The sequence below is a fragment of the Bacillus sp. GS3m_15504 genome, from assembly GCF_055825275.1.
This window is the reverse complement of the sequence record NZ_JBVVNL010000008.1, coordinates 37,762-60,764: the sequence shown is the minus strand read 5'-3', so window position 1 is coordinate 60,764 and position 23,003 is coordinate 37,762. Positions and strand designations below refer to the sequence as shown.

Below are 23,003 nucleotides of genomic sequence, written 5' to 3'. Positions count from 1 at the left end.
ACAAGGAGAAAAGATATGCTCAAATATGTAAAACTAATAAGTATTAGTTTAGTAATATCGTCTTGCATTATGGGAATTAATTATTTAGTTAGCTATATTTGGTCAGGGCATACACCTTCTTTGACATGGAAAACATATTTGATGTTTTTGTTTATATTTATGATGAGTTTTAGTTCAATGCAAAAAGAAGGGGAAGAGGATTATTGACAATTGTTAGAAAAGTTATATAATCTAAATGTAAGTGATCACTTGCATGAGGAAGAGAGGATTTTATGGCGCGCTCAAAGACAGCAGAAAAAATTATTCAAGCAGCGATTGAACTAGTGAAAGAAAAAGGATATACAGCAGCGACAACGAAAGAAATTGCAATGCGTGCGGGTGTTAATGAAGTAACGATATTCCGCAATTTTAAAAGTAAGAAGGGTGTTATTGAAGCGGCGGTTGCTGAATTTTCATATGTACCGCATTTAAAACAGTTTTTACAAACAGAAATTGTGTGGGAATTAGAAACGGATTTAAAAAATTTAGCAAGGCATTATCATAATTTTTTAGATGGGGTAAAAGATATTATTGCTATTGGTATACGTGAGGCTGGAGAATTTCCTGAATTAGACGGGGAAATTGCTAAAATACCACAAGGACTAAAAGAAGAATTAAGTATCTATTTTGCAAAAATGCAGGAAAAAGGAAACATTATTGATACGAATATTGAAGCGCAAGTAATGAACTTTATCTGGATTAATTTTGGATACTTCTTATCTAAATTACGTTTTGCCGATCGTCTGACAGAAGTTGATGATGAGAAATTTATTGAAAATAATATTGTTTTATATGCTAGGGCATTAAGACCCTAGTATTTATTTAAAATAAAATGCAAGCATGTACTTGCTTGCTAAATAGGAGAGTGAGAAGATGGAAGCATTAAAACAATTTTTAAAACGACCTGGTACGTATGTAGGAATGGTAGTGGCATTATCGTTCCAACTTATTTTCTTTTGCGTTTGGTTAACGGCGTATGATGGAGTGAATGAAAGAGCTGATCAAATGCGTATCGCTATTGTGAATGAAGATGTCAATATAGGTAGTAAAATAGCAGAAAGCTTACAGAGAAATTTACCATTTCAAGTGAAAGCAGAAAGGTCTGTAGAAAAGGCAACTAAAGAAATGAATGACCATGTGTACGATATGATCATTGAAATTCCAGCTTCTTTTTCAAAAGATATAAATGGAACAGGAAAGACAAATTTACACTTCCATATTAATCAAGCGAATGCCATGATGGCAAAGCAAATGATGGAAGGAGCTGCAAAACAAATTCAAGATAATGTAAATAAAGAGATAGCAAATTATAAGAAACAAGCGATTGTTGGAAAGCTACAAGCTGTAGGACCTGAGAATGTAGAAGTGATAAGAGGGTTAACCGAAGATTCAATTGGTTTTACAGTTCATAAAGTAAATGATGCAAAAGGATTTTCAGTGAATATGGTACCGCTAATGATCGTATTAGCTTCATTTGTAGGAGCAATGATTATGAGTATGGAACTATCAAAAGTTGCAAAAGAAGTAAAGGGCGGTTGGAGTAATTTCTTATCAAGACAAATCATAAACGGTACAGTATCAATTTTACTTGCATGTATTACAATTGGTTTAATGAAAGGGTTCCAAATCGAAATGCACGAAACGGTATGGAGTGTATGGATATTTCAAGCGATAGTTTTCTTTGCATTTCTTTCATTAACACAAATGTTTCTAACTGTGTTTGGAAACGCAGGTATGATTTTTAATATTATCTCGCTATCACTACAACTTGTAAGTTCGGGTGTAATCGTACCACATGAGATGCTTTCTAAAACATATCAAACAATTGGCGAGTTATTTCCCGCAACATATGCAGCAAATGGCTATTATACAATAATATTTGGAGGAGTTAGTTTAGAGAGAAATATTATTTCATTATTAGTTATTGTATTGGTTACACAATCAGTAGCAGTGATGACTTTAGCTATAAAAGGAATAGTAAAGGGGAGAAGCTCTGTAGTTAAAGAAGCATAAAATAAAAAGGTATCCTCGGTGGGATACCTTTTTATTAGCACTTATTATTTTGCAACTTCTGTCCACTTGTAGTTAAACTCACCACCGAAGTCAGTTGTTACAAGTCCTTTAATGAAAGAGCGTTGTAAGTAAGAACGACCTTGTTGGTATAAAGGAGCGACAGCACCGTCTTGTAATAGAATTTTTTCAGCTTGCTTCATTGCTTCAAACCGTGCCTTTTCATCACCAGCTAAATCTGTTTTTACTTTATGAATTAGCTCATCGTACTCTTTGTTAGAGTATTTATCGAAGTTGTAAGCACTATCTGTTGTAAATAAATCTAAGAATGTAATTGGATCAGCGAAGTCAGGGCCCCAGCCATCAATACCGATTTCGTAGTCACCACTTAATAGTAGTTTTAACTGTTGTTTACGTGGTTGTGGTTTTAAATTCACTGTTAATCCATCTAAGTTCTTTTCTAGTTCACCTTTTAAATATTCACCAGTTTTTTTAGCTAAAGCATTATCACTTGTTAAGAGTTCAATTGTTACTTTGTCAGTACCAAGTTCTTGCTTCGCTTTTTTCCAGTTTTCTTTCGCTGTTTTCACATCATCCTTGACTAGATTGCCATTTTCTTTACGGAAGTCGTTGCCATCAGGACTTTTTGCAAATTTCGCAGGAATCATTCCTTCAGCTGGAACAGCGCCGTTATTTAAAATTGTTTCTACGTAGGCTTTTTTATTCATTGCGCCGTTAATAGCAAGGCGCGCATGCTGATTTTTTAATGTTTCATTTTTTTGATTGAGTCGTAAAAATTGAATGCCAACTTCAGCGCGTTCTTTGAAGTTTGGATCGCCTTTATATTTATCAACAAACTCCGCAGTTAAAGCAACGCGATCAATTTGTCCTGAATCATATAAGTTCACTTCTGTAGACTTATCTTTAACGACATTGAAGTTGATTTCTTCTAATTTTACAGTTTTAGCATCCCAATAGTTAGGATTCTTCTTCAATTGGAAGCTTTGCTCATGTTTCCAGTTATCTAATGTGAAAGCACCGTTGTAAATTAAATGATTTGTTTCTAAACCGTATTTATCGCCTTGAGACTTTAAGTACTCTTCATTAATTGGCAAGAATGTTGAGAATGTCGTTAAGCTTAAGAAGTAGGGAACAGGACGATCTAGTTGTACTTCTAACGTTTTATCATCAACAGCTTTAATACCTAATTGATCAACCGGTAATTGTTTTTGGTTTATTTGTTTCGCATTCTTTATATCGAAGAATAAGAATGCATATTCAGCTGCTGTATCAGGGTTTACGGCACGTTGCCAAGCAAAGACGAAATCCTTTGCTGTAACAGGAGTACCGTTTGACCATTTTGAATCACGCAGGTGGAATGTATATTTCGTTTTATCGGCACTAACGTCAACCGACTCAGCAACACCAGGAATCGGTTTATTATCTTCTCCCATTGCATATAACCCTTCAAAAACATTGCGCATTACGTTCATGGATTCCCCATCCGTTGCTTTTGCAACATCCATTGTTGGAATTTCTGAAGCAAATGATAAGTTAATTGCCTGTTTATCAGGTGCTTTATCATTTGCTTTCGCTCCGCTTGCATTATCTTTATTTCCCCCGCAAGCAGTTAGTAATAGACTTGCCCCTAAAACAGATGCAACAACAGGTACAACTTTTTTCTTCATTGTTCGTTCCTCCCTAAATGTGTTGTTCGTAACGTCATAATGTCCATGTCTTAAAGTGTATTTATAGAAGAAGAGAAAACCTATTATAAATGTGTACATGTAGGTAATCAGGTGTTCTATATGTATATACATGTTGAACTATAATCTATCGTTATATGTTTCAACGTAGTAGACGTTATATTATGATGGTGAAATATTTTGTTTCTTTGATTATTTAGAATATTAACACTGGAAAGAACTATATGTCAATAATAAAAAGTGAAGCATTAATTTTTTAAAATAATATATTAAAAAAGCGGATTTTCTCTTATTGAGAAACCCGCTTTTAATACATTTTTTCAATAAAACAATTGGTGTAGATAGAAAAACTTCAATTCAGGTTGTCTTTTATTTTTCAATTTGTGCCCATTTGAAGTTTAATTGACCTGCAAAGTCTACTTGCACAATTCCTTTCACATAAGAACGTTCTAAATAAGATTCGCCTTTCTGGTAAAGAGGAGCGATAACAGAGTCTTTAAATAATATTTTCTCGGATGCTAGTAATGCTTCCCATCGAGCTTTTTCATCACCAGCTAAAGTCGTTTTAACCTTTTCAATTGTTTTATCGAATTCCTTATTAGAGTAATGATCTAAGTTGTATGGATTATTCGTTGTAAACAATTCAAGGAATGTAATTGGATCAGCAAAGTCAGGGCTCCAGCCATCAATACCGATTTCATAGTCACCTTTTAATAAAAGTGAAACTTGTTGTTTACGTGGTTGTGGTTTCACATTTACTGTTAATCCATCTAAATTCTTTTCTAGTTGTCCTTTTAAGAACTCACCCGTTTTCTTATCAAGGTCAGCATCACTTGTTAATAATTCTAATGTAATCTTTTCAGAACCAAGCTCTTGTTTTGCCTTTTTCCATAACTCTTGTGCAGATTTTGTATCAACTTTGGTTAAATCTCCGTTTATAGTACGGAAGTCCTTTCCATCAGGCCCTTTTGCAAAGTTTTTTGGAACGAGACCAAAGGTTGGTGTAGAGCCATCATTTAATAACGTATTTACAAAGGATTTTCGATCAATTGTTTGATCGATTGCTTGGCGTGCAGAAACGTTTTGCAGTACTTTGTTTTGTTGATTCATACGTAAAAATTGTACGCCTACGTTCGGGCGTTCTTTAAAGTTTGCATCTTTTTTATATTTATCAACGAAATCAGATGTTAATTTTATACGGTCTAATTGTTTTGATTCGAATAAGTTTACTTCTGTTGATTTTTCTTTTACAACGTTAAAATTGATTTCTTCTAGTTTGACAGTATCTTTATCCCAATAGGTAGGGTTTTTCTTGAATTTAAAGCTTTGTTCATGCTTCCAATCGCTTAGTGTAAAAGCTCCATTGTACAAGATTGTATTATCTTCTAAAGCGTACTTATCACCTTGTGCTTTAAAGAATTCCTCGTTAATTGGTAGAAATGTTGGGAACGCTGTTAAACTAATAAAATACGGAACAGGACGCTCTAATTCTACCTCAAACGTATGGTCATCAACTGCTTTTACACCAAGTTGGTCGGCTGGAAGTTCTTTGTTGTTAATTTTTGTTGCGTTTTTAATATCAAAGAATAGAAATGCATATTCAGAGGCTGTTGCTGGATCGACAGCTCTTTGCCAAGCGAAGACAAAATCTTTTGCTGTAACAGGAGTACCGTTTGACCATTTTGAATCTCGCAGGTGGAATGTGTATTTCGTTTTATCACCACTTACTTCATGAGATTTTGCAACACCAGGAACAGGTTTGTTACCTTCACCAAGATTATACAAACCTTCAAATACGTTTCTCATTACTTGACCAGAATCAGTATCTGTAGCACGAGCTGTATCCATTGTTCGTATTTCAGTAGGTGAAGATAAGTTTAAAACCTGTTTACTAGGTGCCTCGTCTTTTGCATTTGCTCCGCTTGCTTCGTTTTTATAACTACCGCAACCAGTTAATAAAATACTTACTCCTACAACTGATGCAATACCGGGTACAAACTTCTTTTTCATTTGATTTTCCTCCTAAATAATTAAGTTTGGATGATGATGAGGGAAATGAAAAATAAAAAATCCCTCTTTTCGTATTGAGAAAGAGGGATTTTTACGTACAAGTTATGCACCCGTATATAAACGAAGTCCCTCATTCTATCTTTCAAGCTATAAAGCTTGCAGGAAGTGGCACAGTATTCAAAAATGAACCTGCTGCCGAGGTTTCAAAGGGCCAGTCCCTCCACCTCTCTTGATACAATGAGTAAACGAATAAATTTTATTAATTTTTTTGTTTCTTTGATAATTCAAAATCTTACACCTTGCACAATAAACTGTCAATTAAATTGAATATAGTTTAAATTTTCAGTTTTTAATCGAGAAAAACCACTGCATTATGTACAGTGGTTTTTCGCTTAGAAATTAAAGTTATCTGGATCTGGACCAACGCGGCGATCTTCATTTAAAGCTTGAATTGCTTTCATATCATCAGAACTTAATTCAAAGTCGAAGATGTTTGCATTTTCAATAATGCGATGTTCTTTAATTGATTTAGGAATTGTTACAACTTCGTTTTGTAAATCCCAGCGTAAAATAATTTGCGCAGTTGATTTATTATATTTTTTCGCAATGTCTTGTAATGTTGGGTTATCCAGTAGTTGTCCTTGCATTAATGGTGACCAAGCTTCAAGCTGGATGTTATGTTCTTTACAGAAAGCGTGTAACTCTTCTTGTGCTAAACGTGGGTGGTATTCCACTTGGTTGACCATTGGTTTAATTTCAGCAATTTCAAATACGTCTTGTAAGTGGTGAATGTGGAAATTGCTCACACCGATAGCACGAACACGGCCATCTTTATAAAGCTTTTCTAACGCTTTCCACGATTCAGTATATTTCCCTTTTACAGGCCAATGTACTAAATATAAATCTAAATATTCTAGACCTAATTTTTCTAACGTAGTTTCAAATGCTTGAAGTGTTGTTTCATATCCTTGATCGCTATTCCATACTTTTGATGTGATAAATAATTCTTCACGTGAAACACCTGATTCACGGATCGCTTGTCCAACGCCTTCTTCGTTTTGATAGATTGCTGCAGTATCGATACTGCGGTAGCCATTTTTAATTGCTGCTTTTACAGAATCAATTACTTGTGAACCATCTTCTACTTTAAAAACACCTAAACCGAACCAAGGCATTTTTACACCGTTATGTAATGTTGTATAGTCTTTTAAACTTGTTAAACTCATATTACTTCCCCCTAGCTTTTTTGTTTGTTGCTTCTACTGCTTTTTGAATTGCCTCTGAAAAATTATATTCATATAAAGCTTTGAGACCTTCAGCTGTGGAACCACCTGGCGTTGTTACTTGTTCACGGAGGTTAGCTGGATCTTGTGTTTGTTCAAGCATAGAAGCAGAGCCAGAAATCATTTGAATGACAAGGTGTTTTGCGGTTGCTTCATCGACTCCATAACTTTTTGTTGCTTCAATTAAACTTTCAGCAAAGTAATAAAGGAAGGCTGGTGCACTTCCAGTAACTGCAGTAAGTTGATGAACTTCTTCCTCGGTACAAAGTTGCGAAGTACCAATGCCCCTTAAAAGCAATTGCAGGGTTTCTTGATGAGTCTCGTTTACGAATTGTCCCATCGTGTATAAGGAGATAGACTTTCCAATTTCAGCAGCTGTATTTGGCATAATCCAAGCAACAGGCGTCCCCCCGGGAAGTCTTTCTTCTAAATAAGATGGGCCGATGCCAGCAGCTACCGTTACGACAAGTTGATTCGATAGTAACGGAGATAACTCTGCTAATAATTCTTCATGTGCAGAAGGCGGCATTGCTAAAACAATCGTATCAACAGATGTAACATGTTGCTTCCAATCTGTTGTAGTAGACACATTATATCGCGCTCGTAATTGATCTAGCTTTTCTACGTTACTTCGGTTAGAAACGATAATCTCTTCGATGTATTCTTTGCTTGTTTTAAGTAATCCGGAAAATATAGCTTCTGCCATACGACCAGCACCAATAAATAGAATTCGATGTTTAGTTAGCATATCCTCTATTCCTTTCTAGTGGAGATATGTTATAAAAAACGATACCATTTTTAAGAGAATTTTGTAAAAAGAAAAGGCTTATTGTAGATGGAATAGATAATGAAAAGTAGGAAATTAATGGTGAAAGGGAGAGTGATTCCTTATACTGGTGATAGGGAATTTATTACACATCTGGGGAGAGATGATTATGATTAGAAGTCCGCTCTTTTTACTCATTACTAGTATTATTTGTGTATTGGTTGGATTGTATATTCAATCGAGCTATATTGAAATCTTTGCATCGGTCATGGGAATTATTAATGTTTGGCTATTAGCAAGAGAAAAAGTATCCAACTTTTTATTCGGTATGATTACCGTTGCGGTATTTCTATATATTTTTATTACACAAGGTTTATATGCAATGGCAGTATTGGCAGCCTTTCAATTTATATTTAATGTATATGGTTGGTATCATTGGATTGCACGTAGTGGGGAGGAAGAGGTAAAAGCAACAGTTCGTTTAGATTTGAAAGGTTGGATTTTTTATATAATCTTTATTTTAGTTGCATGGATTGGTTGGGGGTATTATCAAGTCCATTACTTAGAATCAACAAGTCCATATTTAGACGCTTTAAATGCTGTACTAGGATTAGTAGCTCAATTTATGTTAAGTCGAAAAATCTTAGAAAACTGGCATTTATGGATTTTATATAATGTAGTTAGTATTTCAATTTATATTTCCACTGGGTTATACGTTATGCTAATATTAGCTGTTATTAATCTCTTTATATGTGTAGCGGGTTTGCTAGAGTGGAAGAATAATTATAAGGGACAAAAACATACAAATAATTATATCTAGAAAATAATTAGAATTAAAAAACCCCTGAAGCATATGTGCCTCAGGGGTTTACTAATAGATTATAAGTTTATGCTTTTGTCATACCAAGTAATACAGCGCCGCCGATAATTAAAACACTACCTAGTGCAATAAAGATCAATTGACGTTTCGTTTTCTTTTCGCCTAAGAAGACAATCGCACCGAATGTTGAGATAACGATTCCAGTTTGAGATAATGGGAAGCTTGTTGCTACTCCAACACGTGGTAATGAAAGAAGTAAGAATAAGTTTCCAGTTCCCCATAGTAAACCAGATAAAGCGTTACGGATTGCATATTTATTAAATGGTTTATGTTTAGATGTCAGTACAACCGCACCAACAAACATACCAACTGCTTGTGGTAAAATAGCAGACCAACCATCGATATTATACCAACGAATAATAATTACATATACAAGGTAGCCGAAAGTAGAAACAATTAAAGTAAGAAGTCCTTTTTTCAATTGTCCTGGTGGCTGAGCATTTTCTTTATCATCTAATGATGTGAATACAACACCAACTACGATTAATAGGATTGCAATCGTTCCCAGAATGATCGTTGTTGTAGTAGTCCACTCACGGAAAGCGATAACTCCAAAGATAGAAGTTGCAACAAGTTGCATACCAGTAGAAATCGTTACAGTAGTAGAAACACCTAACTTTTCAACTGTTTTTAATTGGTTTACTTGTCCTAAAGCCCAGAATAAACCTGAAATAAAGCCAACAATCAAGATTGTCATTGTTAAAGCTGGTTGAGTAAATACATACATAATTGTTGCGAAGAATAGAGCACCGATTGTCATACCTACCGTTTGGCTATATGCACCACCGCCCATTTTTACGCTTACTAATAAGATGTTTCCCCATGCAATTGCAGGAAGAAGCGCTAATAAAATGTCCATTACAAGACTCCCTTCGGTTTGCTATACCAATATAATTACATATCGTTCTAACGATCGGTAATGCCCCACTAATAGAGTAGAAGATTACCGATCGCTAAAACAGAATGAAGAATTCACGATATAAATGCGTTTTCATTTCTTCAATTTTTGAAACACCTCCATATAATAACAGGAAATTGCCTATTTTAGAAAGTAAATTCAAATAGAATGTATATTTAAATAAAAGGTAAAATTCAGTTATTTCCCAACGATATATTTTTATTTCCTAAGAAATAAAAAAGCAGCTTCAAAAAAGCTGCCTTAAGAGTTAGTAATTCTTTTATTAATAAGCTGAATACATAGCAAAAATAGGAGTGACATACTAATAGTGATAACTACAAGTGTCCAGGCGAGTTGCATATTACTTGCATCAATCGCCATGTAAATGGCAGTTGGGATAGTCTGTGTTTTACCAGGAATGTTCCCAGCAAACATGAGTGTAGCACCAAACTCACCGAGCGCACGAACAAAGCTCAAAATCATTCCGCTTAGTAATGCAGGAAATGCAAGCGGAAGTGTGACGTGTAGAAAAACTTGATATTCACTTGCACCAAGGTCACGAGCGCTTTCTTCAATTTGTACATTCGCGATAGAAAATCCTGTTTTTGCTGATTGGTACATAAGCGGAAATGCAACAACTGTAGAAGCAATGATAGCAGCAGTAGATGTGAACATAATAGACTGCTGAAATATTGATTCTATCCACATTCCAATGGGACTGTTATTTCCAAAAATGATAATGAGAAAAAAGCCGATTACAGTTGGCGGAAGTACCATTGGTAATAAGAAAATCGTTTCTAATATCACTTTATATCTCCATGAGGAGCGTGCTAACGCTCGGCCGATAATCGTCCCTAAAATTGTAACGATAATGGTGGCACATGCAGCTACTCGTAAAGATAGAAAGATTGGTGACAAAATAATATCAAAGCTCATGGTAATTATGGTAGGACTGTAAATCCATATTTCTTAAAGATAGATTGTGCATCTTTTGACTGCAAATACTCATAAAATGAAGTCGCCTCTTTCTTATGCTTCGATTCTTTTATAACGCCTAAAGGATAGTGGATTGGCTCATGAGAAGTAGTTGCTGCTGTCTCGCCGATTTTTACTTTGTCTGAAATAAGAGCATCTGTTTTGTATACAATACCAGCATCAACATTACCTGTTTCTACATATGTTAACACTTGGCGCACATCTTTTGTAAATATGACTTTATTTTGAACGTCATTCCAAAGATTTTCATGTGTGAGAGAAGCTTTTGCGTATTTTCCCGCAGGTACAGATTCAGGTGTGCCAAGTGCGATTTTTTTTATTTTTTCATCTTTTAAATCTTGAATTTTTGTAAGAGAACTATCTTTTGGGACGACTAGAACGAGCTCATTTCCAAGAAGATTTTTCCCTTCCTTTTCATTAATGAATCCTTTTTTAACAAGAGTTTGGAATTTATCTTCGGCTGCTGAGAAGAATAAATCAGCAGGTGCACCTTGTTCGATTTGTTGTTGAAGTGCACCAGAAGCGCCGAAGTTAAAAGAAAGTTTAATATTAGGTTCTTTTTCTTTATATTTTGTTTCAATTTCTTTTAGCGCATCTTGTAAGCTTGCAGCTGCTGATATAGTAAGTTCAACTGTTTTTCCTTCTGTAGCAGTTGATTTCTCTTTCTTATCTCCGCTTGTACATGCAACACTAAATATAAGAAGAAAAGAAAGGATAAGTGCCCCGATGGATCGTAATGTAAACTTATTCATAAAAAAATCCCCTTTCGTTTTGACATAATTAATTATAACTAAATATAACTAAATATAACTAGTTATAATTGAATATAATTTGAACGATGTAGTTGTTTTTAAAATATAGGAGAAATATTCTTTTCTTTGTTACAATGAAGAAAGAAAGTGAGGAATCGTCTATGGATCATCATTCCTACACAACGGAAGAAGTAGCAAAGCGATTAAAAGTATCAAAACTAACTGTATACGACTTGATTAAAAAAGGGGAACTTCCTTCTTATAGAGTTGGTAGACAGATGCGCATTGATGCAGCAGATTTAGAACAATATATTAAGCAAATGAAAACAGGGAAGGTACAAGTTACTCCTGTAAAGAATGACAGTAATAGTATCTCGAATACATGTATTATTAGCGGACAAGAACTAACGTTAGATATGTTGGCGAAGCGTATAGAAAATCGTCTACCAAGTTCAAATATATTACGGGCATATCAAGGTAGTTTAACGAGTTTAGTAAAAATGTATCAAGGAGAAGGAAGTATCGTTAGTTTGCATTTGTTTGATGGCGAAACGGGTACATATAATGTTCCTTACGTAAAACGTATTTTAGTTGGACAACCATGTACTATGATTAATTTGCTATCGAGGAATGTTGGATTTTATGTGCAAAAGGGAAATCCAAAAAATATAAAAACATGGGCTGATTTATCTCAATCATCTATACGATTTGTAAATCGAGAAAAAGGTTCTGGTATTAGGGTGTTAGTTGATGAACAATTGCGCATTCAAAATTTAAATAAAGAACGTATTAGTGGATATGAATGGGAAGAATCGAACCATCTTGGTGTTGCCACGCAAGTCGCGAATGAAAAAGCTGATGTGGGAGTAGGATCAGAAAAGTTTTCGCAAATTGTAAACGTAGACTTTATTCCAATCATGAAAGAACAGTATGATTTAGTGATTTTGAAGAATAAAGAAAATGAAGAGTTGATCGAAGTTGTAAAAGACATTCTGCAATCGGAAGAATTTCATAATGAACTAAAAGCGATCGGCGGATACGATATGACGAAAACAGGTCAAATTATATATGAAATAAAGTGAAACTTTAATCAGTGGGGGGTCTTCAGCCCCGACTGATTATTAGTTGAACCAATCGGACTTTTATGGGCAGTTGATCCCCCACCTAACTTCTTTGCTTTCGCTGAATTTTGAGGTGGGGGTCTTACTGCCCATTAAAGCGGGACAAACTAAAAAGCTGCTTGTCTATAAGACGAGCAGCTTTTTCTATATATAAAGGGGTTTGGGGAAACAAAGTGTTAAACAAGACCTTGAGCAAGTGAGTAAATGAAAGCTGTAAGAAGAGTCGCTCCACTTGCAAGTCCGATAAAGTCTGATTTGTTGAAAGTAATGTTGTTCATTATAATCTCTCCTTATTTGTTTAATGTAGTTGCAACTGCTTTTGCATCGACAAGTGCGGATAGCACCATGCCCATTGTATTTAAAAATTTGTTTGATTTCATTTTGTTCATCATGCGTATCCGCTCCTTTTCGAATTGTTGTTGCCCTGCTTTATGTCTTAATTATAGGAAATATGATCGCCTGCAACTATCGAATTAGCTTACGGAAGACTTACACTTTTGTAAGAAAAAAAGACATTCGTGTAAGAATGTCTTTTAAAGCATATTAATGTGGTGGTGCTCTTCGATTGTTTTTAAAAAGCTACGCATTGAATTCGTCATATAGCTATCTTTGCGGCGTATGAAAACCGTTGAAATACTACCATATTTCTCAGGAATTGCATGGCAATGAACTTTACCTGCTTTAGAAAGATGATGGACAGCAGACTGTGGTACGAGTGTAATTCCAAGGCCGAGTGCAACACTGTTTAATATGGTCTCTAATATATTGAATTCCATAATTCTTTTTGGAAGCAAACCTTCATCTTTCAGCCATCGTTCTAGTTTAGAACGGTATCCACATCCTTGATTAAAAACGAGTAGAGGCGTTGTTGTAAATTCTTCAATATGAAAAGCTTTATTTTGTGTTACAAGCATTAATTTTTCTGTACTAACATCGTATTGTTCAATAAGTGGATGTTTTATTGGTCCTGATATAAAAGCGCCATCTAATTGATGATCGAGTACTTCTCTAATTAATTCTTCTGTTAAACCTGCTTGTAATGACAAATCGACGTTCGGATAGCTTTTATAGTAAGAAGATAAAATGGTAGGTAATGTACTTACTGTTTCGACAGTACCGATTTTTAATATGCCAGAGGGTGTTTCGCTATCTAAAAATACTTGTTTTAGCTCGTCAACATCTTGCAAAATTTTATTAACATAAACGAGCATTTTTCTTCCTTCAGCTGTTAAAGTCATGCCTCGCTTATGACGATAAAAGAGCGGTGTTTTTAGCTCGTTTTCTAGTTGTTTAATACGTGCAGTTACATTTGATTGTACGTAATTTAATTCCTTTGCTGCGCTACTTACACTACCTTGGTCGGCAACGCTCTGGAAGATTTGCAAGTCTCTTAATTCCATAATACTGTCCTCCTTGATGTTAACTATCATTATAAATGATAGTTAATATCATTTTGAATCATTTTACGTGATATATTTTTTCTTTTACAATTCTCTTTGTGCAAATAGAAAGAAGCGGGGGATTGTGGTGAGAAGAGGTCAAATGATAATAGGAGCTTTAGCATGTTTGATTGCAAGTATGTCATGGGGAGCGATGTTTCCAGTTGCTGATCATGCGTTAGAATACATAGATCCGTTTTATTTTTCGCTTATTCGCTATGGAGCGGTGGCGATAATGCTGATTATATTGTTGTTAATGAAAGAAGGGAAACAGGCATTTCGTTTAGAAGGAAGAGGAAAGTTACTCGTCTTTTTCGGAACGATGGCGTTTACTGTATATAATGTACTTATATTTTTAGGTCAAATGTTAATGGGAAAATCAGGCGTGATGGTAGCCTCCATTATGGAAGCACTTATGCCGATGATTTCTATTTGTATCCTATGGGGATATAAGCATGTAAAACCGAAAAAGTATATGATAACGAGCATGCTTATCGCTTTTATAGGGGCTGTATTTGTTATTACAAAAGGTGATATGAGTTTCTTTTTAACATTGAAAGATAACATGTTTTCGCTAGCGTGTATATTTGTTGGAGTTGTGGGCTGGGTTATTTATACGATGGGTGGTCAAACGTGTAGCGATTGGTCAACATTACGTTATTCTACGTTGACGTGTGTATTCGGTACGACTGTTACAGGAATTATAACGATAATTATAACGGCGTTTGGATATGTTTCAGTTCCGAGTATGGGAACGATTTCTATTGTGAAATACGATTTATTATTTATGATGACATTACCAGGAATAGTAGCGTTACTAGCTTGGAACTATGGTGTGAAAATTTTATCGTCCATTAATGGGATTTTATTTATTAATTTGGTACCCATTACAACTTTAGTTATTATGATGATGCAAGGATATCAAATAACAATGTTTGATATTGTAGGGACTTTACTTGTTATTGCAGCACTTATTCGTAATAATGTTTGTCAGAGGAAAGAAGAAAATATCAACAAGAGAATTTTAGAAAAAGAGCAATTACGTCAAGCTGTTTAATAGGCAATTGGAGGATTTTACATGTTAGAAAGTTTATTGTTTTTCTTTGCCGTCGGAGTTGCTTGTGAGCTTGCAGCAATTAATCGAAATGGTCGTAAGAAGATAAAACAACAAGCTGAAATGATAGAGCTTTTAAAAGAGTTAAAAGAAAGAAACATTTAAAAAGACGACCGGGCATAGACGGTCGTCTTTTTCTATATAAAGGGGAAAGGGGACACAAAGTTATACAAGCGTAGCAGTGTAAATAAAAGCAGTAAGAAGAATTGAGCCGCTAGCTAATCCTAAAAGATCTAATTTGTTAAAAGTGATGTTTTGCATAATGAATTCTCCTTACTTGTTTCTTCCTGACTTAATTGTATGAAATATAGCAAGAAGTAACTATCGAATTAGCTTACAAAAAAATTACACTTTTGTAAGAATTGAAATGTAACAATTAATACTTAAATTTATTACCAACTCCTAAAACTTAGTGTTATAATTATTGTAAGAATATGATTATACTTCGGATGTTCAGAAAGGAACGAAACAAATGTATAAACCAATTACATTTTTGTTGAAATATATATTTAAAACAGCTGGGAAAGTAGAAGTGCAAGGAAGAGAAAAGTTACCAGAAGGTGGCCCATATGTTGTTGCGTGTACACATACAAGTTTTATGGATGTATTAATGTTAGCTACAGGGATGTACCCGACGGAAATTCATTACATGGCCAAAAAAGAATTATTTGAAGGGAAATTCAAAAATTGGTTCTTTAAAAATGTAAATGCATTCCCTGTAGATCGTGCAAATCCAGGACCGAGTACACTTAAAATTCCATCACGCTTATTAAAAGAAGGAAAAGTGGTAGGGATTTTCCCGAGTGGAACGAGATCGACAGAAGACGTTTCGTTAAAAGCTGGTGCTGTGACAATTGCGATGCGTTCTAACGTTCCATTAATACCGGCAGCTTATATTGGTCCCTCAAGTGTAAAAGAATTAATAAAGGGAAAAAGAGCACAATTAATTTTTGGAGACCCAATTCAAATTGATGCTGAAGAACAAATAGATCGAAAAACAGCTATGAAAATGATGACGGATCAATTAAATGAGAAGTTTGAGGAGCTTAAGGAAGCTTTACAATCAAATCAAAAGTAAGAAAAGACGACCGGGCATAGACGGTCGTCTTTTCTATTACTATTTATAATAAAGGGGAAAGGGGACACAAAAGTTATATAAGCGTAGTGGCGTAAATAAAAGCAGTAAGAAGAATCGAGCCACTAGCTAGTCCTAAAAAATCTAATTTGTTAAAAGTAATGTTATTCATCGCATATTCTCCTTACTTGTTTAATGTAGAAGCAACAGCTTTTGCATCGATAAGAGTGGAAAATATCATGCCCATTGTATTTAAAAAATTATTTGATTTCATTTTGTCCATCATATAAATCCGCTCCTTTTCGAATAATTGTTGCCTTGTTTCTAACTTAATTGTATGAAAAATAGTGGAGAGTAACTATCGAATTAGCTTACAGGAAAATTACACTTTTGTAAGAAAAACGAATGAAGATGTAATGATGAGAAGGTTTGACATATGTTCATGGAATTTATTAATTTAAAAGTAGAGGTGAGTGTATGGCTAATATTAAAGATATTGCAAAAATGGCGGGAGTTTCAGTTACGACTGTTTCGAGAGTGTTGAATGATCATCCGTATGTAAGTGAAGAAAAAAGGAAAGCGGTTATAGAGATAGTTGAGAAGTTGAATTACTCACAAAACGCAAATGCTGTTCATTTATCAAAAGGAAAGACGAATATTGTTGGTGTGATTCTCCCTTACATCAATCACCCGAGCTTCGATGCAATGGTAGGGGGAATGATGGAGGGAGCTTTAACTCATAACTACAGGGTGCTACTTTGCCAAACGAATTATAATAAAAAAGAAGAAATGAAAAGTTTACATATGTTAAAAACGAAACAATTGGATGGTCTTATTATTTGTTCACGTGCAAATGATTGGGAAATGATAGAACCGTATGCTTCTTACGGCACAATCATTGCTTGTGAAGATAATGATATTTCAAACATCTCAAGTGTATATACAAATCATTCGGCAGCTTTCCAGTTAGGAATGAATCACCTGATTGAAAAAGGTTATAAAAAAATTGGTTATTGTACGGGAAGAAAGCTAGGACCGAGTAGTCAAAAGCGTTTTGATGTGTATAAACAGCAATTGCAATCTATAGATGAAGAAGTGAATGAAGAATGGATTTTCACAGAATGTTTTACATTAGAAGATGGTGTGAGAGTCGCTCATAAGTTAAAAGGTATGCAGAATCTCCCTGAAGCGTTAATAGTAGCAGGAGATGAAGTTGCGATTGGGGTTATGACGGAAGTTGGGAAGTTGGGTATTCAAGTTCCTGAGGACTTAGCGATTATTGGTTTAGATAACCAACCTATTTCGCAAGTGTTGCAACTTACAACCATTGATCAAAATTTGAAGGAGATAGGGAAAACAGCTTTTGAAATGTTTTACCGGCATATAAGTGACAAGAGCTCTAAACAAGAAAAGGTGGAAATTCCATATGAACTTGTGGAGCGATCTACAGTGTAATTTTAATCCGTTATGTGTATAAGTACATAACGGATTATTTTTTTGAAATATCTTTGACAGGAAACGCGTTTCATACTTTATAAAGGACTTAAACCGGTTTGTAACAATCCATGGATTCTTTTCGAGAATAGTATTTGGAGGGATATGCATGAATGAGCTTTTATTAAGTGTGAAAAAGTATTTAGAGAATGACGAAAATATTGTAGCCTTTGTGATAGGGATCTTTGAGAAGGATAATTTCACGTTATGTTATCAACATGGAATTTTTGTTGCCACTACTAGACGTCTCCTGTTTTACGGGAAATTTCCTTACTATCCTTCAACATTTAAAGAGTACTCATATTTGCATATAGATAGCATAGATTTCTGTCCGTATTTTGAATTTACTTGTAACCATGAAACGGTTAGAGCTAAGTGTATTCAGAAAGGGAATGTGGAGCAATTTGTCCGTACAGTGAGAACAAATATGAATAATTAATCACCCCTTTGTTTAAACATAATATCTTGATTTTTAAGAGGTAAAATGCGGAATAAAAACAACTTCTAAACCTCTAGGAGATAGTGATACAATGTCAAATGGGGGGAGGGTATGAACTATGGTTAATCAACGTATAAAGGAAATAACACTAATTACAATTGGTTCATTATTATTCGCAATTGGTATTAATTACTTTGCAATTCCAAACCGTTTATCGGAAGGTGGAATTATTGGTTTAACGGTTGTTACGTACTACTTATTTGATTGGTCACCAGGGATTGTGAACTTTGCTATAAATGCAATTTTACTAGCTATTGGTTATAAGTTTTTTGATAAAAAAACGATGGTTTATACAATTTTAGGGATTGTAGAAACATCCTTGTTTTTATATGTTACAGAGCATATTGAGTATCATGTAAATAGTGATACGCTATTAGCAGCTTTATTTGCAGGCTTGTTTGTAGGGATCGGATTAGGCTGTATGTTCAAAGCCGGAGGTACATCAGGGGGATCGGCAATTTTAGCGCAGTTAGCAAATCAATATTTAGGTTGGAGCGTTGGTAAAGGCGTACTTATTATTGATATCGTTGTAATTGCTGGTTCTGTATTTATAATAGGGCAAGAAAAAGCGATGTACACACTTGTTGCAGTATTCATCGGAGCGAAGGTGATTGATTTCATTGTAGAAGGGATGGATACAAAAACGGCTGTTACAATTATTTCAAATCAACCAGACTTAATACGCGAAGCTATTACGAAAAACATGACACGCGGTGTTACTGTATTAGAAGGACGCGGCGGATATACTGGTAAAAATAAAGAAGTTTTATATGTGGTTATTAATAAACAAGAGCTTGTTAAGTTAAAGCAAGTTATTAGCCGAGTGGATGAAGATGCTTTCGTCGTTATCCATGATGTACGTGATGTACTTGGCGGTGGCTTTAAAGCAAGCTAAAAGGTGAACGAATAAATTCGTTCACCTTTTTTATTCTTACAAAAATGTAAGTGTAATGTAATGAGATTCAATAGTAGATTTTATTCCTTCTTTTTAAAATGGATGTATATATATCCTGCAGAGGAGGAATGTTTATTATGAAGAAAAAAATGATCACTACTATAATAGCAATGCTAGTGATAGTAGTGATGTTACTGCCTACAAAACTTGGCCCAGTTATCGATAAATATAATCCGTTTTATAAGACGAAAGAATACTATACGGTTGTGAATACAATTGGTCAGCATGTTGGTGATGAGTGGTATGAATATGAATTTATTGCGTTTGATGAACGTGGGAAAGAACAAAAAATAAAGAAGACTGTTAAGCATATGTTAAAGAGAGATGAAATGTTAAAGGTGTACGCGAAGGGACGCTACGGCGAGTCGATTGAAGAAATTGAAGCTGCAAATATTCCTATTAATGCGAAGAGTAAACTTTTATCGATGAGATAGTGAAATATACCCCTACCTATTTTTTGTCGAAAATGAAAATACTAGGTAGGGGTATTTTTAGGGGGCGTAAAAAAGCCTTAGTCCAGAGGGACTAAGGCTTTTTTTATTATATAAAGGGGAAGGGGGTACATTGTAGTAGCATGAGTGAGAGATATAAGAAGAGTAGCTACTAGCAATGTAATTTGGTTATGTGAATGTTCTTCTTATTTGGCTTACTTGCTAACTTTATTGTACGAGATGTAAGTGAGGGAAACTATCGAATTACATTACACATAACTTACAAAAATGTAAGTCTTCTGTAATGTAATTCGATGGTTAAAAGATAGTGAATTTCATATAGTGTAATTAGAAAGTCTTACTGTATTACTTTCTGTTTATAGTGTTAATGAAGAATGAAAAACCAACTACTTTTTAATAGCCCTCATCTGTATGATGGGGCTCTTTTTATAAACCTTACAACATTGTAAGGTTTACGTAAGTTAATTCGATAGTAAATTTGTCATATTTTTTGCATAATAAGTACAAATAGATAAAAATAATTAGGGATATAGTAAGAAGGGAGAAGAATGGGATGCGTAAAGAAGAAGTAGTGAAGTTTCCAATTAAAGATTTCTGTAGCTACTTTACTGTTGCCGTAGTATGTATTGGATTATTTGATATCATAACAAACTTAATTGTTAAATAATATAGATGACAAAACAAGAAGGGAGATCCTTTCTTGTTTTTTTTATGGGGGAATAAAGATGAAATGGATTGATAGTCATATACATGTCGACCAATACAAGGATGAAGAGAAAAGTAGATTACTGAAAGATGTGGAAAATAGTAAAGAGATACAGGGGCTTATTGCGGTATCTATGAATTATCAATCAAGTAAAGAAATCTTATCTTTAGCAAAACGATATTCCTTTGTACATCCAGCAGTAGGTTTTCATCCGGAGCAACCGATTCATAAAGAAGAATGTGAGAAAATTTATAAATTAATTGAGGATCATGTAGAGGATATAGTAGCGATTGGTGAAGTAGGCTTACCGTATTACTTAAGAAAAGAAGATGAGCATATTGCTATCAATTCGTATATATCAGTGCTACAACGGTTTGTTGAACTAGCTAGTAAATATGATTTACCAATTGTATTGCATGCAGTGTATGAAGATGCTGATGTTGTATGTGATTTACTGGAGAAACATAAAGTTTCGCGTGCGCACTTTCATTGGTTTAAAGGAAGTGAAACAACAATGGAACGGATGATGAGGAACGGTTATTATATTTCTATTACACCAGATGTTTTGCATAAGGAGAAGATTAGAAAAATTGTTTCGTATTATCCTCTTGAATATATGATGGTAGAAACAGATGGACCGTGGGAATTTCAAGAGGGTGTTATGACACATCCGGGAATGATTCGAGAGGTATTAAAGGAAATTAGTGTTATAAAAAACGTAGCTGTTGATAAGGTTGCAGAAACGATATATGAAAATACAATTCAATTTTATTTGAAAGGATAGAAGTGTTATTTTAGCCCTTCTTATTATAGAGAAATAGAAGTTGAATTTATTTATGAACATAATCAATGGGTTATTAATAATATGCCACGTTTTGGTTTAAGTTAAAAAAACCACCAAGCATTTTGCTTGGTGGTTTTGTATTAGGATTCTAATTTTTTTGCACGTCTTAATAATAAGAGAAAGACAATAACGAGGAAACCGAGTATAAGGAAGAATCCATATTGTTTTATATAATCCATTACGTCACTTGCGCTTGTTGGTTTTTCAACGTGAATACCGTCTTTATTAGTAGTGATATGAATATTTTTCATTTTCACTTCATTTGTTTCCTTTTGTAAATCAATCCATTCTATATTTGGAATACTTTCTAAATCCTTTAGTACTTCTTTTAATGGTTTTACACCTAAGTAAGGATGATAGAATGCACCAATAACTCCATCGGATAATTTGGCAATAGATACAGCATTTGCTTTCATTTTAGCAATAGCGTGTGGTTTATCTTCTTCGATAAATCCAACTGTTTCAGGCATTAATTTCATGCCATTTAAAAATGATGGTGTACTTCTGTATGCCGGAGAGTGCATGGATTTCCAAGTTGTATCACTTAACTGTAGTTGTCCCACATAAGTTGAAAAGTATCTTGATAATATTTCATATCCTTTTTGAGACATCGTGTAATGAGGTGCTTCAAATGCGACAGGATATAATTTGGCATCTACAAGTTCTTGAATGCCTTTTTCAATATGATCAGTCGTATATTTTTCTTCAAATTCTTCCCCTTTTTTTACGTATGTATTATATGCCTCTATGTTAGGGAAATCATCTTTTGTTTTTGGTTTTTCATGCTTCGGTTGACGAATTGGTTGGTCTGTTTTTACGTCCCAAAATTCAAAACCTTCACCAGTTTCACTATCATAAAATTGGTGAGTATAACCATGCATAATAATTGCTGCACCATCATCTTGCATAGAGCGTAAAAGATCGACTAGTTCGGGTTTATCTTTTAAATGTAGTGTTTTACCTGTTTCTGGATCCGTATATACAGGAATAACAGTGATCATGTATGGCATCTTTTTCTCTTTTAGTAATTCAGCAATTTCTTTTAATTGATTTATATCTGCGGCTGGATGAACGTCTTCAAGACGTAAATAAGCTTCTACCTTATTGTTCGTGGGCTTTTGTCCGAAGTAAGAAAATAACACTTCACCGATGTAATGAGACATCCAGTCAAAGAGATTTGGCGTTGCAACATAATAAGAATTATTTTGTTGCACAATTAATGGATAAGTATTCTTTCCTTTTAAAGCATTGGCAAGAATTGTTCCATTTGTATCAAGGATTTTAATCGATCGTTCGTCCTCTAATGTATTCTTTAGTTTACGTGTTGGATATTCAATTGTATCAGAGTTTATATCTTCATTTTTAAGTGTGATAAATGAAAAACGTTTGGATAATTTTTCTATATTTTGACCTAAAACGAGTAGTGGTCCTGAGAAATTTTCTAGAAATTCTTTTGTTTCAGTGGGAAGTTCTTCTTGTTTTTCACCTATGTAAATAACATGTGTATATGAAGATTTATCAGTTATTTCAGCTAACTGTTTTATACTTTTTATTGTTATGTTATTAGTAAAATGTCCTACTTGTGTATTAAGTATTTGGGTGTCACTTGTAATTTGATCATCGCTCGAACTGTATAAAATAAGGACTTTTGGATTTTCGTTTTTTTGTGCGGAAATAGGGACAGGAATTAATAGTAGTAAACTAAATAAGAGTAGCAACCATTTTTTCATATTATTATTCTCCTAGTTTATATTTAGAATTCAGTTTACAATTATATACAAAAAATGCGTTTCAGTCTATGAAAGTTACATTTTTGCACGTATTTACCAGCTGTTTTTTCACAAAATCGGTCTAAAGCATGATGATAATATGTATAGTTATTTGCTATGATAAAAGGGTAAGAGAATGATAGAGTGTGGGTAATTGTAAGGGAAGAAGGCTGAAAGGGGACAAATTTCAGCGGA

Annotated in this window: 25 protein-coding genes and 1 riboswitch; of the genes, 13 read left to right on the top strand and 12 right to left on the bottom strand. The window is 34.3% G+C overall.

Annotated features, from left to right (window positions below):
• Positions 1-15 precede the first annotated feature (15 nt).
• The 3 genes from AC0L0O_RS28190 (at position 16) to AC0L0O_RS28180 (ending at position 2,052) form a co-directional block, all read left to right on the top strand.
• Positions 16-207 (top strand): lipoprotein, encoded by a 192-nt coding sequence (locus AC0L0O_RS28190; RefSeq protein ID WP_000922543.1) that lies wholly within the window; start codon positions 16-18, stop codon positions 205-207.
• 65 nt (positions 208-272) lie between these two features.
• Positions 273-854, top strand: a complete 582-nt coding sequence (locus tag AC0L0O_RS28185; protein ID WP_000124366.1) for a TetR/AcrR family transcriptional regulator — start codon at positions 273-275, stop codon at positions 852-854.
• A 58-nt stretch (positions 855-912) separates the two neighbouring features.
• Entirely contained in the window at positions 913-2,052 is a 1,140-nt protein-coding gene (locus AC0L0O_RS28180) for a YhgE/Pip domain-containing protein (RefSeq protein WP_000387729.1), read from the top strand.
• A 44-nt stretch (positions 2,053-2,096) separates the two neighbouring features.
• Here the strand turns inward: AC0L0O_RS28180 and AC0L0O_RS28175 are convergent, their stop codons facing one another.
• The 4 genes from AC0L0O_RS28175 to proC all read right to left on the bottom strand — a co-directional run bounded on the left by AC0L0O_RS28175 (position 2,097) and on the right by proC (position 7,796).
• Positions 2,097-3,737, bottom strand: coding sequence for a peptide ABC transporter substrate-binding protein (locus AC0L0O_RS28175; RefSeq protein ID WP_000731071.1), 1,641 nt, complete (start codon positions 3,735-3,737; stop codon positions 2,097-2,099).
• 387 nt (positions 3,738-4,124) lie between these two features.
• On the bottom strand, positions 4,125-5,765 hold the full coding sequence (locus AC0L0O_RS28170) for a peptide ABC transporter substrate-binding protein (RefSeq protein WP_000726473.1): 1,641 nt from the start codon (positions 5,763-5,765) through the stop codon (positions 4,125-4,127).
• A 132-nt stretch (positions 5,766-5,897) separates the two neighbouring features.
• Positions 5,898-6,004, bottom strand: a riboswitch (SAM riboswitch).
• Positions 6,005-6,157: 153 nt separating this feature from the next.
• A complete protein-coding gene (locus AC0L0O_RS28165) occupies positions 6,158-6,991 on the bottom strand; it encodes an aldo/keto reductase (RefSeq protein WP_000060184.1) in 834 nt (277 codons plus the stop codon).
• Position 6,992: 1 nt separating this feature from the next.
• Positions 6,993-7,796 (bottom strand): pyrroline-5-carboxylate reductase, encoded by an 804-nt coding sequence (gene proC / locus AC0L0O_RS28160; RefSeq protein WP_000956260.1) that lies wholly within the window; start codon positions 7,794-7,796, stop codon positions 6,993-6,995.
• A gap of 187 nt (positions 7,797-7,983) precedes the next feature.
• On the opposite strand from proC, the gene pnuC reads away from it, so the two are divergent.
• Complete coding sequence (pnuC, locus tag AC0L0O_RS28155) at positions 7,984-8,634, top strand: nicotinamide riboside transporter PnuC (RefSeq protein WP_000621361.1); 651 nt, start codon at positions 7,984-7,986, stop codon at positions 8,632-8,634.
• Between the two features lie 67 nt (positions 8,635-8,701).
• Here the strand turns inward: pnuC and AC0L0O_RS28150 are convergent, their stop codons facing one another.
• The 3 genes from AC0L0O_RS28150 to modA form a co-directional block, all read right to left on the bottom strand.
• A complete protein-coding gene (locus AC0L0O_RS28150; protein WP_000353544.1) occupies positions 8,702-9,553 on the bottom strand; it encodes a GRP family sugar transporter in 852 nt (283 codons plus the stop codon).
• A 300-nt stretch (positions 9,554-9,853) separates the two neighbouring features.
• Positions 9,854-10,528: a molybdate ABC transporter permease subunit gene (modB, locus tag AC0L0O_RS28145; RefSeq protein WP_000006842.1), complete on the bottom strand. Its 675-nt coding sequence runs from the start codon at positions 10,526-10,528 to the stop codon at positions 9,854-9,856.
• Between the two features lie 5 nt (positions 10,529-10,533).
• Positions 10,534-11,340, bottom strand: coding sequence for a molybdate ABC transporter substrate-binding protein (gene modA / locus AC0L0O_RS28140; RefSeq protein WP_001032247.1), 807 nt, complete (start codon positions 11,338-11,340; stop codon positions 10,534-10,536).
• Between the two features lie 134 nt (positions 11,341-11,474).
• Here modA and AC0L0O_RS28135 point away from each other — a divergent pair, with 134 nt between their 5' ends.
• Entirely contained in the window at positions 11,475-12,422 is a 948-nt protein-coding gene (locus AC0L0O_RS28135) for a substrate-binding domain-containing protein (protein WP_000712217.1), read from the top strand.
• Between the two features lie 215 nt (positions 12,423-12,637).
• On the opposite strand, the gene AC0L0O_RS28130 is transcribed toward AC0L0O_RS28135, so the two are convergent.
• The gene (locus AC0L0O_RS28130) at positions 12,638-12,739 is read right to left on the bottom strand and encodes a DUF3948 family protein (protein WP_001060015.1); all 102 of its coding nucleotides are present in this window, start codon (positions 12,737-12,739) and stop codon (positions 12,638-12,640) included.
• A 255-nt stretch (positions 12,740-12,994) separates the two neighbouring features.
• The gene (locus tag AC0L0O_RS28125; protein WP_000423054.1) at positions 12,995-13,861 is read right to left on the bottom strand and encodes a LysR family transcriptional regulator; all 867 of its coding nucleotides are present in this window, start codon (positions 13,859-13,861) and stop codon (positions 12,995-12,997) included.
• Between the two features lie 127 nt (positions 13,862-13,988).
• Between AC0L0O_RS28125 and AC0L0O_RS28120 the strand changes: the two genes are divergently transcribed.
• Both AC0L0O_RS28120 and AC0L0O_RS28115 read left to right on the top strand, forming a co-directional pair.
• On the top strand, positions 13,989-14,957 hold the full coding sequence (locus tag AC0L0O_RS28120) for a DMT family transporter (protein WP_033687792.1): 969 nt from the start codon (positions 13,989-13,991) through the stop codon (positions 14,955-14,957).
• A gap of 21 nt (positions 14,958-14,978) precedes the next feature.
• Complete coding sequence (locus tag AC0L0O_RS28115; protein WP_000894066.1) at positions 14,979-15,119, top strand: YrzO family protein; 141 nt, start codon at positions 14,979-14,981, stop codon at positions 15,117-15,119.
• A 60-nt stretch (positions 15,120-15,179) separates the two neighbouring features.
• Here AC0L0O_RS28115 and AC0L0O_RS28110 read toward each other — a convergent pair whose 3' ends face one another.
• Complete coding sequence (locus AC0L0O_RS28110) at positions 15,180-15,275, bottom strand: DUF3948 family protein (RefSeq protein WP_001179704.1); 96 nt, start codon at positions 15,273-15,275, stop codon at positions 15,180-15,182.
• Positions 15,276-15,486: 211 nt separating this feature from the next.
• Between AC0L0O_RS28110 and AC0L0O_RS28105 the strand changes: the two genes are divergently transcribed.
• Positions 15,487-16,092 (top strand): lysophospholipid acyltransferase family protein, encoded by a 606-nt coding sequence (locus AC0L0O_RS28105; RefSeq protein ID WP_000277772.1) that lies wholly within the window; start codon positions 15,487-15,489, stop codon positions 16,090-16,092.
• Between the two features lie 73 nt (positions 16,093-16,165).
• On the opposite strand, the gene AC0L0O_RS28100 is transcribed toward AC0L0O_RS28105, so the two are convergent.
• Positions 16,166-16,261: a DUF3948 family protein gene (locus tag AC0L0O_RS28100; RefSeq protein ID WP_001060000.1), complete on the bottom strand. Its 96-nt coding sequence runs from the start codon at positions 16,259-16,261 to the stop codon at positions 16,166-16,168.
• Positions 16,262-16,566: 305 nt separating this feature from the next.
• On the opposite strand from AC0L0O_RS28100, the gene AC0L0O_RS28095 reads away from it, so the two are divergent.
• The 5 genes from AC0L0O_RS28095 (at position 16,567) to AC0L0O_RS28075 (ending at position 20,979) form a co-directional block, all read left to right on the top strand.
• On the top strand, positions 16,567-17,544 hold the full coding sequence (locus tag AC0L0O_RS28095) for a LacI family DNA-binding transcriptional regulator (protein WP_001273911.1): 978 nt from the start codon (positions 16,567-16,569) through the stop codon (positions 17,542-17,544).
• 148 nt (positions 17,545-17,692) lie between these two features.
• A complete protein-coding gene (locus tag AC0L0O_RS28090; RefSeq protein WP_001004227.1) occupies positions 17,693-18,022 on the top strand; it encodes a PH domain-containing protein in 330 nt (109 codons plus the stop codon).
• A gap of 118 nt (positions 18,023-18,140) precedes the next feature.
• Positions 18,141-18,977 (top strand): YitT family protein, encoded by an 837-nt coding sequence (locus AC0L0O_RS28085; protein ID WP_000248042.1) that lies wholly within the window; start codon positions 18,141-18,143, stop codon positions 18,975-18,977.
• A 137-nt stretch (positions 18,978-19,114) separates the two neighbouring features.
• Complete coding sequence (locus tag AC0L0O_RS28080) at positions 19,115-19,471, top strand: YxeA family protein (protein ID WP_000728433.1); 357 nt, start codon at positions 19,115-19,117, stop codon at positions 19,469-19,471.
• 743 nt (positions 19,472-20,214) lie between these two features.
• Positions 20,215-20,979: a TatD family hydrolase gene (locus AC0L0O_RS28075; RefSeq protein ID WP_000871088.1), complete on the top strand. Its 765-nt coding sequence runs from the start codon at positions 20,215-20,217 to the stop codon at positions 20,977-20,979.
• Between the two features lie 140 nt (positions 20,980-21,119).
• Here the strand turns inward: AC0L0O_RS28075 and AC0L0O_RS28070 are convergent, their stop codons facing one another.
• Positions 21,120-22,769 carry a DUF2334 domain-containing protein gene (locus AC0L0O_RS28070; RefSeq protein WP_000759023.1) on the bottom strand — a complete coding sequence of 550 codons (1,650 nt, stop codon included), beginning with the start codon at positions 22,767-22,769 and terminating at the stop codon, positions 21,120-21,122.
• Between the last annotated feature and the right edge of the window lie 234 nt (positions 22,770-23,003).